This window comes from Rhodothermales bacterium, assembly GCA_041391505.1.
In the GTDB taxonomy this organism is placed as follows: domain Bacteria; phylum Bacteroidota; class Rhodothermia; order Rhodothermales; family JAHQVL01; genus JAWKNW01.
On the sequence record JAWKNW010000007.1, the window covers coordinates 72,691 to 86,384 of the forward strand.

10 protein-coding genes are annotated in these 13,694 nt (G+C 65.4%); 9 read left to right on the plus strand and 1 reads right to left on the minus strand.

Translation table 11 applies throughout. The features are described 5' to 3' along the window. The first annotated feature begins 4 nt into the window (after positions 1–4). From R2834_09145 to R2834_09180, 8 genes are all read left to right on the plus strand, one after another. The gene (locus R2834_09145) at positions 5–1,777 is read left to right on the plus strand and encodes a carboxypeptidase-like regulatory domain-containing protein (protein ID MEZ4700484.1); all 1,773 of its coding nucleotides are present in this window, start codon (positions 5–7) and stop codon (positions 1,775–1,777) included. Positions 1,778–1,913: 136 nt separating this feature from the next. After that, positions 1,914–4,160, plus strand: a complete 2,247-nt coding sequence (locus R2834_09150; protein ID MEZ4700485.1) for a TonB-dependent receptor — start codon at positions 1,914–1,916, stop codon at positions 4,158–4,160. A 28-nt stretch (positions 4,161–4,188) separates the two neighbouring features. After that, on the plus strand, positions 4,189–5,055 hold the full coding sequence (locus R2834_09155) for a DUF4249 family protein (protein MEZ4700486.1): 867 nt from the start codon (positions 4,189–4,191) through the stop codon (positions 5,053–5,055). A 132-nt stretch (positions 5,056–5,187) separates the two neighbouring features. Then, the gene (locus R2834_09160; protein MEZ4700487.1) at positions 5,188–5,946 is read left to right on the plus strand and encodes a LytTR family DNA-binding domain-containing protein; all 759 of its coding nucleotides are present in this window, start codon (positions 5,188–5,190) and stop codon (positions 5,944–5,946) included. A gap of 6 nt (positions 5,947–5,952) precedes the next feature. Next, positions 5,953–7,092 carry a histidine kinase gene (locus tag R2834_09165; GenBank protein MEZ4700488.1) on the plus strand — a complete coding sequence of 380 codons (1,140 nt, stop codon included), beginning with the start codon at positions 5,953–5,955 and terminating at the stop codon, positions 7,090–7,092. A 108-nt stretch (positions 7,093–7,200) separates the two neighbouring features. Further along, positions 7,201–8,520, plus strand: a complete 1,320-nt coding sequence (locus R2834_09170) for an aminotransferase class V-fold PLP-dependent enzyme (protein ID MEZ4700489.1) — start codon at positions 7,201–7,203, stop codon at positions 8,518–8,520. A 36-nt stretch (positions 8,521–8,556) separates the two neighbouring features. Beyond that, positions 8,557–9,096 (plus strand): protein tyrosine phosphatase family protein, encoded by a 540-nt coding sequence (locus R2834_09175; GenBank protein MEZ4700490.1) that lies wholly within the window; start codon positions 8,557–8,559, stop codon positions 9,094–9,096. A gap of 14 nt (positions 9,097–9,110) precedes the next feature. After that, positions 9,111–9,758, plus strand: coding sequence for a hypothetical protein (locus R2834_09180; GenBank protein MEZ4700491.1), 648 nt, complete (start codon positions 9,111–9,113; stop codon positions 9,756–9,758). 75 nt (positions 9,759–9,833) lie between these two features. On the opposite strand, the gene uvrA is transcribed toward R2834_09180, so the two are convergent. After that, the gene (gene uvrA, locus R2834_09185) at positions 9,834–12,719 is read right to left on the minus strand and encodes an excinuclease ABC subunit UvrA (GenBank protein MEZ4700492.1); all 2,886 of its coding nucleotides are present in this window, start codon (positions 12,717–12,719) and stop codon (positions 9,834–9,836) included. A 501-nt stretch (positions 12,720–13,220) separates the two neighbouring features. On the opposite strand from uvrA, the gene R2834_09190 reads away from it, so the two are divergent. Beyond that, positions 13,221–13,685: a DUF3565 domain-containing protein gene (locus R2834_09190; GenBank protein MEZ4700493.1), complete on the plus strand. Its 465-nt coding sequence runs from the start codon at positions 13,221–13,223 to the stop codon at positions 13,683–13,685. Positions 13,686–13,694: the final 9 nt, after the last annotated feature.

Consider the following 13,694-nt stretch of genomic DNA (forward strand, 5'->3'; position numbering starts at 1 on the left):
GGACATGAAAACAACACGGACCCTGGCCGCCCTGGTGGCCGGATGGCTGGCGGCGGGCGCGCCGGCGGCCTACGCGCAAACGCACCGCGATGCCGCTTCCCCCCCGCTGGACGCCGCGCTGCTCGAACTGGCGGAAGCGCGCCACCTGCAGCTCGCCTACGCCCCCGAACTGCTCGAAAACAAGCAATCCGGCTGCCCCGCGCTGCCGGACGACAACACAGCCGCGATCGCCTGCATCCTGAGCGGCACCGGTCTCGAGGTGGATGCGTCGGCCGGCGATGTGTTCGTCATCTTCCGCCCCTCGGCGATGAAACCCTACGCCCAGGCCGGCATCGGATCGGGATCGATCGCCGGCGCGGTGCACGCCACGGAAGACGGCCAGCCGCTCCCCGGCGCGCACATCCGGATCGCCGGCATCGCTACCGGCGCCGCGAGCGGCCCCGATGGCCGGTACACGGTCACGCACGTGCCGGCCGGCCACTACGACATCGTCGTCACCATGGTGGGCTTCCAGCCCAGACGGATCGACGACGTGCAGGTGCGACCCGGCCAGACCGTCACGCTCGACGCCACGCTCGACGCCGCCACCCTGCCGCTCGGCGAGGTCGTGGTCAGCTCCCGCCAGGAAAAAACCCCCGGGCGCCTCGAACTGGGGCCCGTGTCGATCGGGGCACAGGATGTCCAGGTCGGACCCGTCTCCGCCGGCCTGCTCGTCAGCGCGCGTCCTGAACCCGTGCGCGGCGTACAGCTGAGCGGAATCGCCAGCATGGTGCGCGACACGCTCGACGGCGTGCAGATCTCGGGCATTTTCAACACGGCCGAGAACGCCTCGCACGGCGTCCAGATGGGCGGGATCCTGAACCTGATCGACGGGTCGCTGGACGGCGTGCAGCTCGCCGGCGTCGTGAACGGGTTGAACGACGACCTGATCGGCGTCCAGCTTGCCGGCGTCGCCAACCAGGCCAACGGGTCGGTGCGCGGCGTCCAGGGGAGCGGCACGCTGAACCTGGCGACCGGGTCGGCGACCGGCGTGCAGCTCGCCGGAACGATCAACATCGCCGGAGATCGGGTGCGCGGCGTCCAGGGGGCGGGCCTGCTGAACAAGTCGGGGGCGTTGAGCGGCTTGCAGGCTTCCGGCGCGGGCAATTTCGCCCTCGCGGCGTACGGCGTCCAGGTCGCCGGCGTGGCGAACGTCGCCGCCGGTGAACTCGTCGGCGCGCAGATCTCGCTGCTCAACGTGGCGGGCCCCGCCCGCGGCGCGCAGATCGGCCTCGTCAACGTCGCCGAATCGCTGGACGGCTTCCCGCTGGGCCTCGTCAGTTTCGTGAAGGACGTCGGGCTCCGGTACGACGTGCTCGTGGACGAGACCGGCACGGTTTCGACCGTGCTGCGGAGCGGCAACCGGCGCTTTGCGAACTACATCGGCATCGCCGCGCGCCCCAACGCGTTCGGCGCCAGCGCATCGACGCTCGCCGGCCTGGGCGTCGATTTTTCGCTGGGACCCCGATTCTACAACACCATCGACGCCCTCTACCAGTCGACCGGCTGGAACGAGGAACCGTCCGAACACCGCATCCAGCTCAGGGCGCTGCTCGGCTTCCGCGTGGCGCCGCATCTCGACCTCGTCGCCGGCCCCGCCCTCAACCTGCTGCTCTACGAAGACGCCTCGACCGGCCTGCCCATCCCCTGGAAAATCGAGTCCGGGTCGTGGCGCGGCACATCCTACACCATCTGGCCGGGATTCTCGCTCGGCCTGAGGCTCTCGGCGCGCCGCTGATCGCGCCATGAGGCATCGCCGGTCGGGACGCGGCCGGCGCCGCATTCACGTTCTCCCCGCGACGGACTCGCCCCGCCGCACAGGCTACGTGCGCCCATCGCCGGCCATCGCATGCTTATTCATACACCCAAAAGCCATGAATCGCATTCATTCTTTCTTTCTAACACTTTTTTGCCTCCTTATTGGCACCGCGGCCACGGCCCGCGCCCAGGGCACCATCCACGGCTACGTCACCGACGCCTCCTCGGGGGAGACGCTGCTGATGGCGAACATCGTCATCGCCGGCACCGCCCAGGGCGCGGCGACGAACACGGTCGGCTACTACATGCTCTCCGGGCTGGAGCCGGGCGACTATATACTCGCGGTGTCGTACATCGGTTATCAAACGCGCCGGATCGACGTTACCCTCCGCCCCGGAGCGCATCCGCGCGTCGATGTCGCGCTGCAGCCGGAGTACCTCGTCGGCGACGAGGTGGTCGTCACCGGTGAACGGGAGGATGAAGAGGAGCGCACCCGGCTCGGGGTCAACCGGATGCCGGCGCAGCTGGTCATGCAACTGCCCGCCGTATTCGAGGCCGACCTGTTCCGCTCCCTGCAGATGCTGCCGGGCATCAAGGCCTCGAGCGACTTCTCGAGCGGCCTCCTCATCCGCGGCGGCAGCCCGGATCAGACCCTCATCTTGCTCGATCGCACAACCGTCTACAACCCGTCGCACTTCTTCGGGCTCTTCTCGACGTTCAACCCCGACGCGATCAAGGACGTCCAGATCTACAAAGGCAGCTACCCGGCGCGGTTCGGCGGCCGGCTCGGCTCCGTCGTCGATGTCTACAATAAAGACGGCAACCGCGAACAGGCGCACGGGAGTGTAAGCCTGGGGCTGCTCGCCTCACGGGCGTCCATTGAAGGGCCGTTCGAGAAAGGTTCGTGGATGCTGGCCGCCCGGCGCTCCACCCTCGAGCCCATCCTGGCCGCGCTCCGCTCCGGCGCGGACGGCATTCCCGAAACGTTCTACTTCTACGACGTCAACGCCAAGCTGAACCTCGACGCCGGCCCGAAGGATCGCCTGTCGCTCGCGACCTATGCGGGGCTGGACAAACTCCGGATGTCGCCCGTTCAGGATTTTTCGATCGACCTTCCTTACGGCAACCGGACTGGCTCACTCATCTGGACGCATCTCTTCTCGCACAGGCTCTTCGCCACCTACGCGCTGACCGGCTCGCATTATTTCAGCAACCCCGACCTCTCGCTGGGCGGCAGCCCGTTCTCGCGCCGCAACGAAGTGACGGAGGCCGGCTTCAAGGCCGACATGGAATATGCGCCGGGCGAACGCCATCAGATCGAGGCCGGCCTGTGGGCGGGCCAGATCATGCTGTCGCTGCACGACCGCGGCGAAGGCGAAGGGGCTTTCGACCTCAAGAGACGGACGCCCTATGTCGCGGCCTATCTCCAGGATGTCTGGCGCCCCGCGGCCGCCTGGAGCATCAAGACCGGCCTCCGCGTGCAGCGCTATGCATCGGATGACGCCCTCCGGCCCGAGCCCCGGCTGTCCGTCGAAGGCTACCTGTCTCCCGATTTGCGCGTGCAGGCGGCGTACGGCCGTTACTACCAGTACCTCACCCTCGCCTCGTTTTATTCGATGACGGCGATGGATATCTGGCTGGGCGCCGGCAAGGGGGTGCCGCCAGCCTGGGGCGATCAGTTCGGCCTGGGCATCAAGACCGTGCCGGCGAAAGGCTACCGGCTCGACATCGAGACCTATGCCCGCACCATGAACGACCTGTTCGAACTGGATCCCAACCTTCAGGACCCCATCGGCCTGCCGTACGCGCGCTACTTCCGGTACGGCGAGGGGCTGGCCTATGGCGCCGAGGTGATGCTCGAAAAAACAGACGGCGCGCTCACCGGGTTCGCCGCCTACACCTACAGCCGTTCCACGCGGCGCTTCCCGGGGGTCAACGGAGGCGCATCCTTCCCCTCGCGGTACGAGCGCATCCATGACGTAAATCTCGTGCTCAACTACGACCTCTCCCGACGGTGGCGGACCACCCTCTCGTTCGTCTACGCCGCCGGCCAGCCGTACACGCGCGCCCTCGGCCGCATCCAGTACGACGATCCCTTCAACTCCGTCCCGATCGACCAGATCGTGGTCGGACGCGTCAACGCCTCGCGGCTGCCGGGATACCACCGGCTGGACGTCGGCTTCACGCGCCGGGGCCGCTTCTTCGGCGTCGCCGAATCCGAGTTCCAGATCCAGGTGATCAACCTCTACAACCACCGCAACATCTGGTTTTACGACTACGACTTCCAGCAGAACCCCGTCGCGCTCGACCCCGTCCGCATGCTGCCCCTGTTGCCGAATGCGAGCCTCACGGTCCGTTTTTAGCCCCGCCCATCATCGAATCCATCCAACCATGACACGCCATCTCCTTACTCTCATCCTCCTCAGCCTCGCGGCCGGCTGCGACAGCTACCGGCAGGACGACTTCGAACCCGAATACGTCGTCGAGAGCTACCTCATCGCCGGCGAGGCGCTCCCCGCCCTCCGCCTGTCGACGACCGCCTCCATCGAGCACGCCTACGCGTTCGAGACGCAAGGCGTCCGCGGCGCCACCGCCTCGATCTCGTTGCTGGATGGCGCCGGCATCGCGGAACGATACCCGCTGGTCGAGATCTCCCCGGGCCTCTACGAGCCGGTGGACAACGACGTCGTCGTGCTCGCCGGCCGGCGTTATGCGCTCGGCGTCACCACACCCGATGGGACGCAGATCCAGGCGCAGACGCTCGTCCCCGGCGATTTCGACCTCTTTCCGCCGGCATCGGACACCATCGTGTATCGGCAGCAAGCCACCTTCACCGTCGACGTCACCGAAAGCGCCTACCCGGGCCGGTCCGCCATCTACATCCTGAAACTCCACGCCAGCGACACCACCGGCGCACTCACGCCGCTGTATCAGGGCTGGTTGGACGACGAGATCGTCACCCGGGAAGAGCTTATCGACAACAACTCGGGCATCCTCAACGAGGCGAACTTCGAGCCGGTGGGGGATGGTCGACTCCGGATCGTGCTCCCGTGGATCGCCGTGGCATTTTTTGGCGAGAATGAGGTGGTGGTGGATGCGATCGACGACAACCTTTTCGATTTCATCCGTACGCGAGAAGACAACGGCACCCGGCCGCTCGGGGAACTGGAAAATCCGGTAGACCACGTCGACGGCGCCCGCGGCATCTTCGGGAGCCTGGCTCGCCGGCAGATGCCGGTGTACATCCATCCGGACTGAGCGCCTACGACTCGTCCCTCCCCGACGCGACTCGTCCCTCCCGGCCGCCGCTTCATCCCGCGCCGGTTTGTGCAAGGACGCCGTTCCGGCTACCTTATCGTACCGCTGCCTCTTATTCAGAATCCATCCATCTTGGAAACGATCAGGGCTCTCATCGTCGATGACGAATCGCTCGGGCGTGAACGCGTACGCGCGCTGTTGGGGCGCCACGCGGACGTCTCGGTGGCCGGCGAGTGCGCCGGCGGCCCCGAGGCCGTCGAAGCCATCCGAACACACCATCCCGACCTCGTCTTCCTCGACGTCCAGATGCCCGAACTCGATGGCTTCGGGGTCATCCGGGCCATCGGCGCTACCCGTATGCCGGCGGTCATCTTCGTCACGGCCTACGACGAGCACGCCCTCGACGCCTTCGAGGTCCACGCGATCGACTACTTGCTCAAGCCCATCGACATCGACCGGTTCGATGTCGCGCTCGACCGGGCGCGCCGCCTCGTGCACAGCGCGGCGCTGGGTGCCGCCGAGGCCCGGCTGCATCGCCTGCTGAACGACGTGGCGCCGCGCCGGCCGCTCGAGCGGGTACTGGTGAAGGCGCGGAGCAAAACCTATTTCGTCCGGCTCGACACGGTCGACTGGATCGAAGCCGCCGGCAATTACGTCCGGCTCCACGCCGAGGGCCGGCAGCACCTGGTTCGCATCACGATGGGCGCCCTCGAAGAACGGCTCGACCCTTCCCTGTTCATGCGCATTCACCGTTCCGCCATCGTCAACCTGGATCGCGTGCGTGAACTCATCCCCACCGATAACGGCGAAAGCACCGTCGTTCTCACGGATGGCACCACGCTCACCCTGAGCCGCGGGTATCGCGATCGGCTCGAATCGTTCAAACACTGACACAGGATGTCTCGATCGTCTTCCAGATCATGGCCGGACCACGTGAAGCCGGTCTGGCCGGCGAACCGGCTCGCGCTCCTCTGGGTGGTGTCGTTCGGGATCGTGACCGTGCTCATCCTGGCCGACGTCGGGCAGGATTACATGATCCGCCGGATGCGTTTTGGCAGCGACGAGACGTTTCTGGACCTGCTGAAGTGGCCGGCGGTACTCTGGTACGGCTGGGCCTTGCTGGCGCCGCCGATTTTCCTCCTCAGCCTGAAGTATCCGCTCGACCGTGGCCTCTGGCCCCGGCACCTGCCGATCCTGCTGGCCGGCCTCGTCGGCGCCTACGTGCTTCATGTATCGATCCAGCTCGCCTCGATGCTCCTGCCCGTCTTCAGCCATATCCACTCCGGCTGGCGAGACGCCCTGTCCTTCCATACGATCACGAGCGTCTACCTCTCGCTCATGATGTACTCGATTATGGTCGGGATCGCGCATGCCTACCGGTACTATCAACAATACCGCCGGCGCGAGCTCACCGCCGCGCGGCTGGAATCTGAACTCGTCCGCGCCCAGCTCCAGGCGCTGCGGATGCAGCTGCATCCGCATTTCCTGTTCAACACCCTCAACGGCATCGCCACCCTGATGCACCGGGACCCCATGGCGGCCGATCGTATGCTCACCCGGTTGAGTGGTCTGCTGCGCCTCGCGCTGGACAGCTCCGACACGCCGGAAGTCCCGCTCATCGAAGAGACTTCCTTTCTGGAGCAATACCTGGAGCTGGAGCAGATCCGGTTTGACGGCCGGATGACGGTTACCTTCGCCATCGACCCCGACACGGAGGACGCGCTCGTGCCGAACCTCATCCTGCAGCCGCTCGTCGAAAACGCCGTCAAACATGCGATTGCACCCCGGGTCGAAGCCGGCCACGTCCGCATCGCCTCCTGGCGCGAAAACGGATCGCTCCGCCTCCGGGTGTCTGATACCGGGCCGGGGCTGACCGGGTCGGCGGAGGAGCCGGCGTCCGGGACCGGCCTCGCCAACACGAGGGACCGGCTCAGGAAGCTCTATGGCGCCGCGCAGTCGATGCGGCTGAGCAACGCCGCACCGTCCGGTCTCGTCGTCGACCTCACAATCCCCTTCCGCCGGCTCGCCGACACCTGAACGATCCCGCACCGCCGCGACTGGTCCCAACCACCGGGCGTTCGTCAATAACCGGTTGGCCGCCCCGCCGGCAGGACGTAGTTTTTCCTCGCAACCACTGCCAGGATCATGAATACGTCCAGTCCTCATCGCACACCGTCATCCGGCTCCGGCCTCTCCCGACGCGGCTTTTTCGGACTGCTCGCGCCGGCGGCGCTCGGGCTGTCCCGTACGGGCAACGCGGGCATCGAGCCCTTGATGCCAGCCGCATCGGACGCCGCCGTGGACGACGAGGCCTACTGGGGACAGATCCAGCAGGCGTTTACAGTCGACCGATCCATCGTGCATCTCAACAACGGCGGCGTGAACCCGTCGCCGGCCGTGGTGCAGGAAGCGCACCTGCGTCATCTGAGCTACGCCGAGCGCATGCCGTTTTATGTGCATCGGCGCATGACGATGCCTCAGCTCGAAGCCGTGCGCGCCCAGCTGGCGCGCGCCGTCGGGTGCGACGCCGAGGAGCTCGCGCTCACACGCAATACTTCCGAAGGGATGGAGATCTGTCAGCTCGGCATTGATCTGCGCGCCGGCGACGAAGTCGTGACGACCGACCAGGACTATCCGCGCATGATCGCGACGTTCCGGCAACGCGTCGCGCGCCACGGCATCGTGTTGAAGCAGTTCGCGCTGCCGGTGCCGGCGGAGGATCCGGACGAGATCGTCGCCCGGTTCGAAGCCTGCATCACGCCGCGGACGCGCCTCCTCATGCTGTGCCATATGATCGACCTGACCGGCCAGATCATGCCGGTGCGCGCGGTGACTGCGATGGCGCGCCGGCGTGGCATCCCGGTGCTCGTCGATGGCGCCCAGACGTTCGGTCATCTGGATTTCCGGATGGCGGATCTCGGCTGCGATTTTTATGCGACCAGCCTGCACAAAGGATTGATGGGACCGCACGGCACCGGTTTCCTGTTCGTGCGGCGCGAGCGCATCCCATCCGTCTGGCCCCTGATGCCCGCCGAAGATGCCGGCGCGGGCGACATCCGCAAGTTCGAGGACGTGGGCACCCGGTCGCTCGCCGGCTTCCTCGCCGGCGCAGAGGCGCTCGCCTTCAACCAGGCCATCGGCGCGGCGCGCAAGGAGGCGCGGCTCCGCTACCTCCGCGACCGCTGGGTGTACCGGCTGCTCGCGCACGATCGCGTGCGGCTGCACACGAGCCTGGATCCGGCGTTTTCGTGCGGGCTGACCACAGTTTCGGTGGATGGCATCGATCCGATCGCACTCCGCGATTACCTGTGGAACACCCACCGCGTCGTCGTCCGACCCATCCGGCATCCCGCCGTGTCGGGGATCCGTGTATCCCCCGGGCTGTACACGACGCTCGACGAGCTCGACCGGTTTGTCGAGATCATGGAATCGATTATCAAACACGACCTGCCGGGAAACGCCTGACCGGCGCCGGCCTCCTCACACGCATCCCACAACGCCATGAAACCTTCCACATTCCTCATCGCCTTCCTGTGCTGCCTCGGGTGTCTCCGGGGGGCCGCGGCCCAGGCGCCGGACCTCGAATCCCGTCTGGAGACCATCATCGGCTATACACGTATCTCGGATGACCTCGCCTCATCGGGCCAGATCGCCTACGACCAGATCCCGCTGCTCAAAGAGGCGGGCTTCGACGTCGTCGTCAACCTCGCGCCGGCCGCCGATTCGCGAAACGGGCTCGAGGGCTTTCTCGTGACGGAACTCGGCCTCAGCTACGTGCAGATCCCGGTCTCGTGGGAAGCGCCGAGCCAGCGCGACCTCCAGTTTTTCTTCGATGTGATGAAGGCGAACAGCGACCGCAAGGTCTTCGTGCACTGCTTCGCCAACATGCGGGCGTCGGCCTTCGTGTATCTCTACCGCACGCTCCACGACGGCATCTCGGAGGAACAGGCCAGGAAGGATCTCGCCCGCATCTGGGATCCCACCGAACTCAAGCAGTGGGCCGCCTTCATCGAGACCGCGCAACACGAACACGGCGAATAAACGGGTACCCTGCCATGCACCGATCGATCCTCTTCACGCTCTTGCTGCTGCTCCCGGCCGTGGCCGGCGCGCAATCCATCGCCTCCAGCGCCCTCGAAACGCGCGACGGCGTCTATTACCTCCAGGGCGCCGAAACCCCGTTTTCCGGCGCCGTCGAAGACCCCGGCCAGTTGACGGGCCGGCTCGAAAACGGCCGACGCGTAGGCCGATGGACGAGCTGGCACGACAACGGCGTCAAGGCGTGGGAGTACGACTACGAAGCCGGTGTCCTGACCCATCGCGCAATATGGCACGAAAACGGACAGCTGTATACGGAAGGCGACTTCGTAGCCGGCCAGCCGGCCGGGCTCCACAAACGTTGGGCGCCGGAGGGCCACGTCACGGAAGAACTCCACTACCGTGAGGGTAAACTCGATGGCGAACGCATCGTCTACCATCCCGACGGCTACGTCCTGCTCCGCTCCGCCTACCGGGCCGGCCAGAAAGACGGCACGACAATCTGGTATTACCCGGACGGGAATCCCCGCTGGGAGACGCAGTATACCGCCGACCTACGGTCGGGCACCTGGACCCAGCGCGACCCGGACGGTGAGGTGTTCATGGAGAGCACCTGGGAGGATGGGGCGCTCGTCGGCCGGCACAGCCCCCACGCGGAGCACTGAGCAGGAAAAGGTCGACGCGATAGGTACAGGATCATCGTCGCGGCATAACATCCCCGATCGTCGAACCTTACTCTACTACCCGATCAGCGGCTTCAGAAACGTCCCTGTCACGCTTTTGGGATTGTTCGCGATCGCCTCGGGGGTGCCTTCGGCGGCAACGAAACCGCCGCGGATGCCGCCTTCGGGACCGAGTTCGATGAGCCAGTCCGCGCTCTTGATCACGTCCAGGTTGTGTTCGATGATCACCACCGAATGCCCTTGCTCGACGAGCGCCTGAAAGGCCCCGAGGAGTTTGCGGATGTCGTCGAAGTGGAGCCCCGTCGTGGGCTCGTCGAAGAGATAGAGGGTCCGCTCATTCGACGTGCGCCCGAGGTGGGCGCCGAGCTTGATGCGTTGGGCTTCGCCGCCGGACAGCGTGTTCGCCGGCTGCCCGAGCGTCAGGTAGCCGAGGCCGATCCGCTGTAGCACGGACAGCTTGTCGACCAGCGCGCCGTGGCCGGCGAAAAAATCCACCGCCTCGTCGATCGTCATGTCGAGGATATCCGCGACGCTTTTCCCCTTGAACGTGATCTCCAGGGTGTCCTGCTTGTACCGCTTCCCCTTGCACGCCTCGCATTCCAGATACAGGTCGGCCAGAAACTGCATCTCGATTTTCACGATGCCCTCGCCCTGGCACGTCTCGCAACGACCGCCCGGCACGTTGAACGAAAAATAGCCGGGGCGCAGACCGCGGATGCGGGCCTGGGTGGTGGAGGCCAGCAAATCGCGGATGGCGTCGAAGGCCTTGACGTAGGTGACGGGGTTCGACCGGGGTGACCGGCCGATCGGGCTCTGGTCGACCATCTCGACGAGCTTCACCAGATGGTGTCCCTCGATCGTGTCGTGTTTGCCGATACCCGACTCGCCGTCGTGCAGGCCCTTGATGCGCCGCAGCCCCTGGTACAGCGTGTCGTGCACCAGCGTCGATTTGCCCGAACCGCTCACGCCGGTCACGCAGGTGATCACCCCCATCGGGAACGTGACATCGATCCGCTTCAGGTTGTGCTGCCGCGCGTTGCGCACCACCATCACGTCTTCGGGGTCGACCGGCCGGCGCGCCGCCGGCAGATCGATCTGCTTCCGCCCGCTCAGATAGGCGCCGGTCAACGACCGTTCATCGACCAGGATCTCCGCATTGGTGCCCTGGAACATGACGTCGCCGCCCAGCTTGCCGGAGCCCGGACCCAGATCGACGATCTGGTCGGCCCGGCGCATCATCTCGGCCTCGTGCTCGACGACGATCACCGTATTGCCGATGTCGCGCAGGTGCTCCAGGATCTTGATCAGCCGGTCGGTGTCCCGGGGATGCAGCCCGATCGACGGCTCATCCAGCACGTAGAGCGAACCGACCAGCGACGACCCCAGCGACGTCGCGAGGTTGATGCGCTGGCTCTCGCCGCCGGAAAGTGTCTGCGACAGGCGGTCGAGCGTGAGGTAGTCAAGCCCGACTTCCACCAGATACTGGAGCCGTTTCCGGATTTCCTCCAGCAGCCGGCCGGCGACCTGCTCCTCGTAGGCGGTGAGCTTCAGGCCATCGAAAAAGGTTTGCGCATCCCGCGTCGTGAGCTCGCAGATCTCGCCGATGTGGTGACCGTGGAGCTTGACGTAGAGCGCTTCCTTCCGCAGGCGGTACCCGTTGCATTCCGGGCAACGCATGTAGCCCCGGTAGCGGGCGTGAAAGATGCGGTAGTGCATCTTGTACGCGTTCTTTTCCAGGAAGCGGAAGAAGCCGTTGATGCCGGCGTAGCTCCCTTTCCCCTCCCAGATGAGCCGCTTGACGTCCGGCGACAGGAGTGTATAGGGCATGTCCAGATCGATCCGCTCGTCGGCGGCCATCTTGACGAGATCCTTGAAATAGGAACTCCACTTCGCCGTGCGGAACGGCGCCACAACCTGCTGCCGGATCGAAAGCTCCGGGTTGGGGATGATCAGATCCTCGTCCAGCCCCTGCACCCGGCTGAAGCCCTGGCACTTCTTGCAGGCGCCCACCGGGTTGTTGAACGAAAAGAGATGGGGCGTCGGCTCCTCGAACTGGATCCCGTCGCGGTCGAACGTCTCGCTGAACGTCATCGCCTCGCCTTTCGGGACCTTGACGACGCAGCGACCGCCCCCCTCGCGAAAGCATTGCTCGATGGAATCCGCCATGCGGGACAGCGTCGCCTCGTCGCCTTTTTTGACCGCCAGGCGATCGACAAGCACCAGGAGCCGTTCGCGCGCGATGCGGATGCTGTCCGGGTCGGTCTCGTTGAGATCGATCAGTACCTCTTCCTCGCCGGCCTGCGCTTTTTTCTCCGTCGGCAAGGCCACGACGCGGGAAAAGCCGCGCTGTTTGAGGACTTCCAGTTCCTTCTTGACCGACACGCCCTTGTGTTCGGGCAGCGGGAAGCAGATGTAAAACCGGGTCTTGTCCTCCAGCGTCCTGTCGAGGGTATCGGCAGCGGATCGCGGGGAATCCTTCGTTACTTCGGCGCCGCTGATCGGCGAAAAGGTTTTGCCGATGCGCGCGAAAAGCAGCCGGAGATGGTCGTAGATCTCGGTCTGCGTCGCCACGGTCGAGCGCGGGTTGCGGGTCGTCGTTTTTTGCTCGATCGCAATCGCCGGCGCCAGCCCCGTGATGAGGTCGACGTCCGGCTTGTCCATGCGCTCCAGAAACTGGCGGGCATAGGCGCTCAGGCTCTCGACATAACGCCGCTGCCCTTCCGCGTAGATCGTGTCGAAGGCGAGCGACGACTTCCCCGAGCCGGACGGACCAGTGAAAACGATGAGCTTGCCGCGCGGGAGCTCGATGTCGATGTTCTTCAGGTTGTGTTGGCGGGCGCCCCGGATGACGATGCTCCGGCGGGACCGCTCACGATCCTCTGTGGAGGCCTGCGTGGCGGCCGGCGCTTCGGGAAATGGGATGAGTACGGGCGCTTCGGACATGCGAGGTATGCTTCGACGGGTTGACCTGCCTTGTATTCACGGAGCGGCAATAAGATGCGAGCCGGCGGGTATTTCGCCGGTTCGCATTCGTCTGGATACCACATATGTGCAAAATATGATTCGTCGACCCGATAAATTCTGCCTCGTAGCGGTGTGCCGGGGGGTGACGAGGCACTGCGAGACCGACCGTCGCGTGAAGGAATCGCCTGGGCCACGTCAAGAGAGGCCGCGCCGGCGCGTTCCGACGGGCACGCTTGTGTATCAAACGGCGTTCGACTGGACGTGCCGGCGCCGAACGTTCTTGGGACGTGGTGCACCGGAACACTGTTCGAAACAAGCCTGCACACGCTCGGCATCGCCAGTTGAGGCGTGGCAGGGAACGCTCCACATCGCTTGAAGGGCTTTTGCCGTCAGCACGGTGAGCGTGGCCGGCATTTTTTCTCAGACGCGGCCCGCTGTTTTTCGCGTATCCTCTTCACTCTCAACACGCGCTGCCTGTCTATGAAGCGTACGATCACCGGCTACCACCGCGATGACGAAGGCGACTGGGTTGCCGAACTCGATTGCGGTCACGGACAGCATGTGCGGCACAAGCCGCCGTTCTTCGAGCGCCCCTGGGCCGTCACGGAAGAAGGACGGGCCTCGATGAGGGGATCGGCGCTCGAATGCCCCCTCTGCGACCGGCTCGAAATGCCCGACCAGTACGTCCTCCACCAGCGGTCGCCCCTGTTCGATCAGGATTCCATCCCGCCGGCCCTGCTCAAGACCCACCAGCTCAAACCCGGGGTCTGGGCCCGTATCCACGTCATGGAAGGCGCCATCAAATTCTGTTTTGAAGGAGACGACGCGCCGGCCATCCTGCTCGACCCCGACCACCCCGGCGTCGTGGCCCCCGAGATGCCCCACCATGTCGAGGTCGTGGGCGACGTTCACTTCTATCTCGCCATCTACACGAGCGGCGCCTGATCCCTTAAC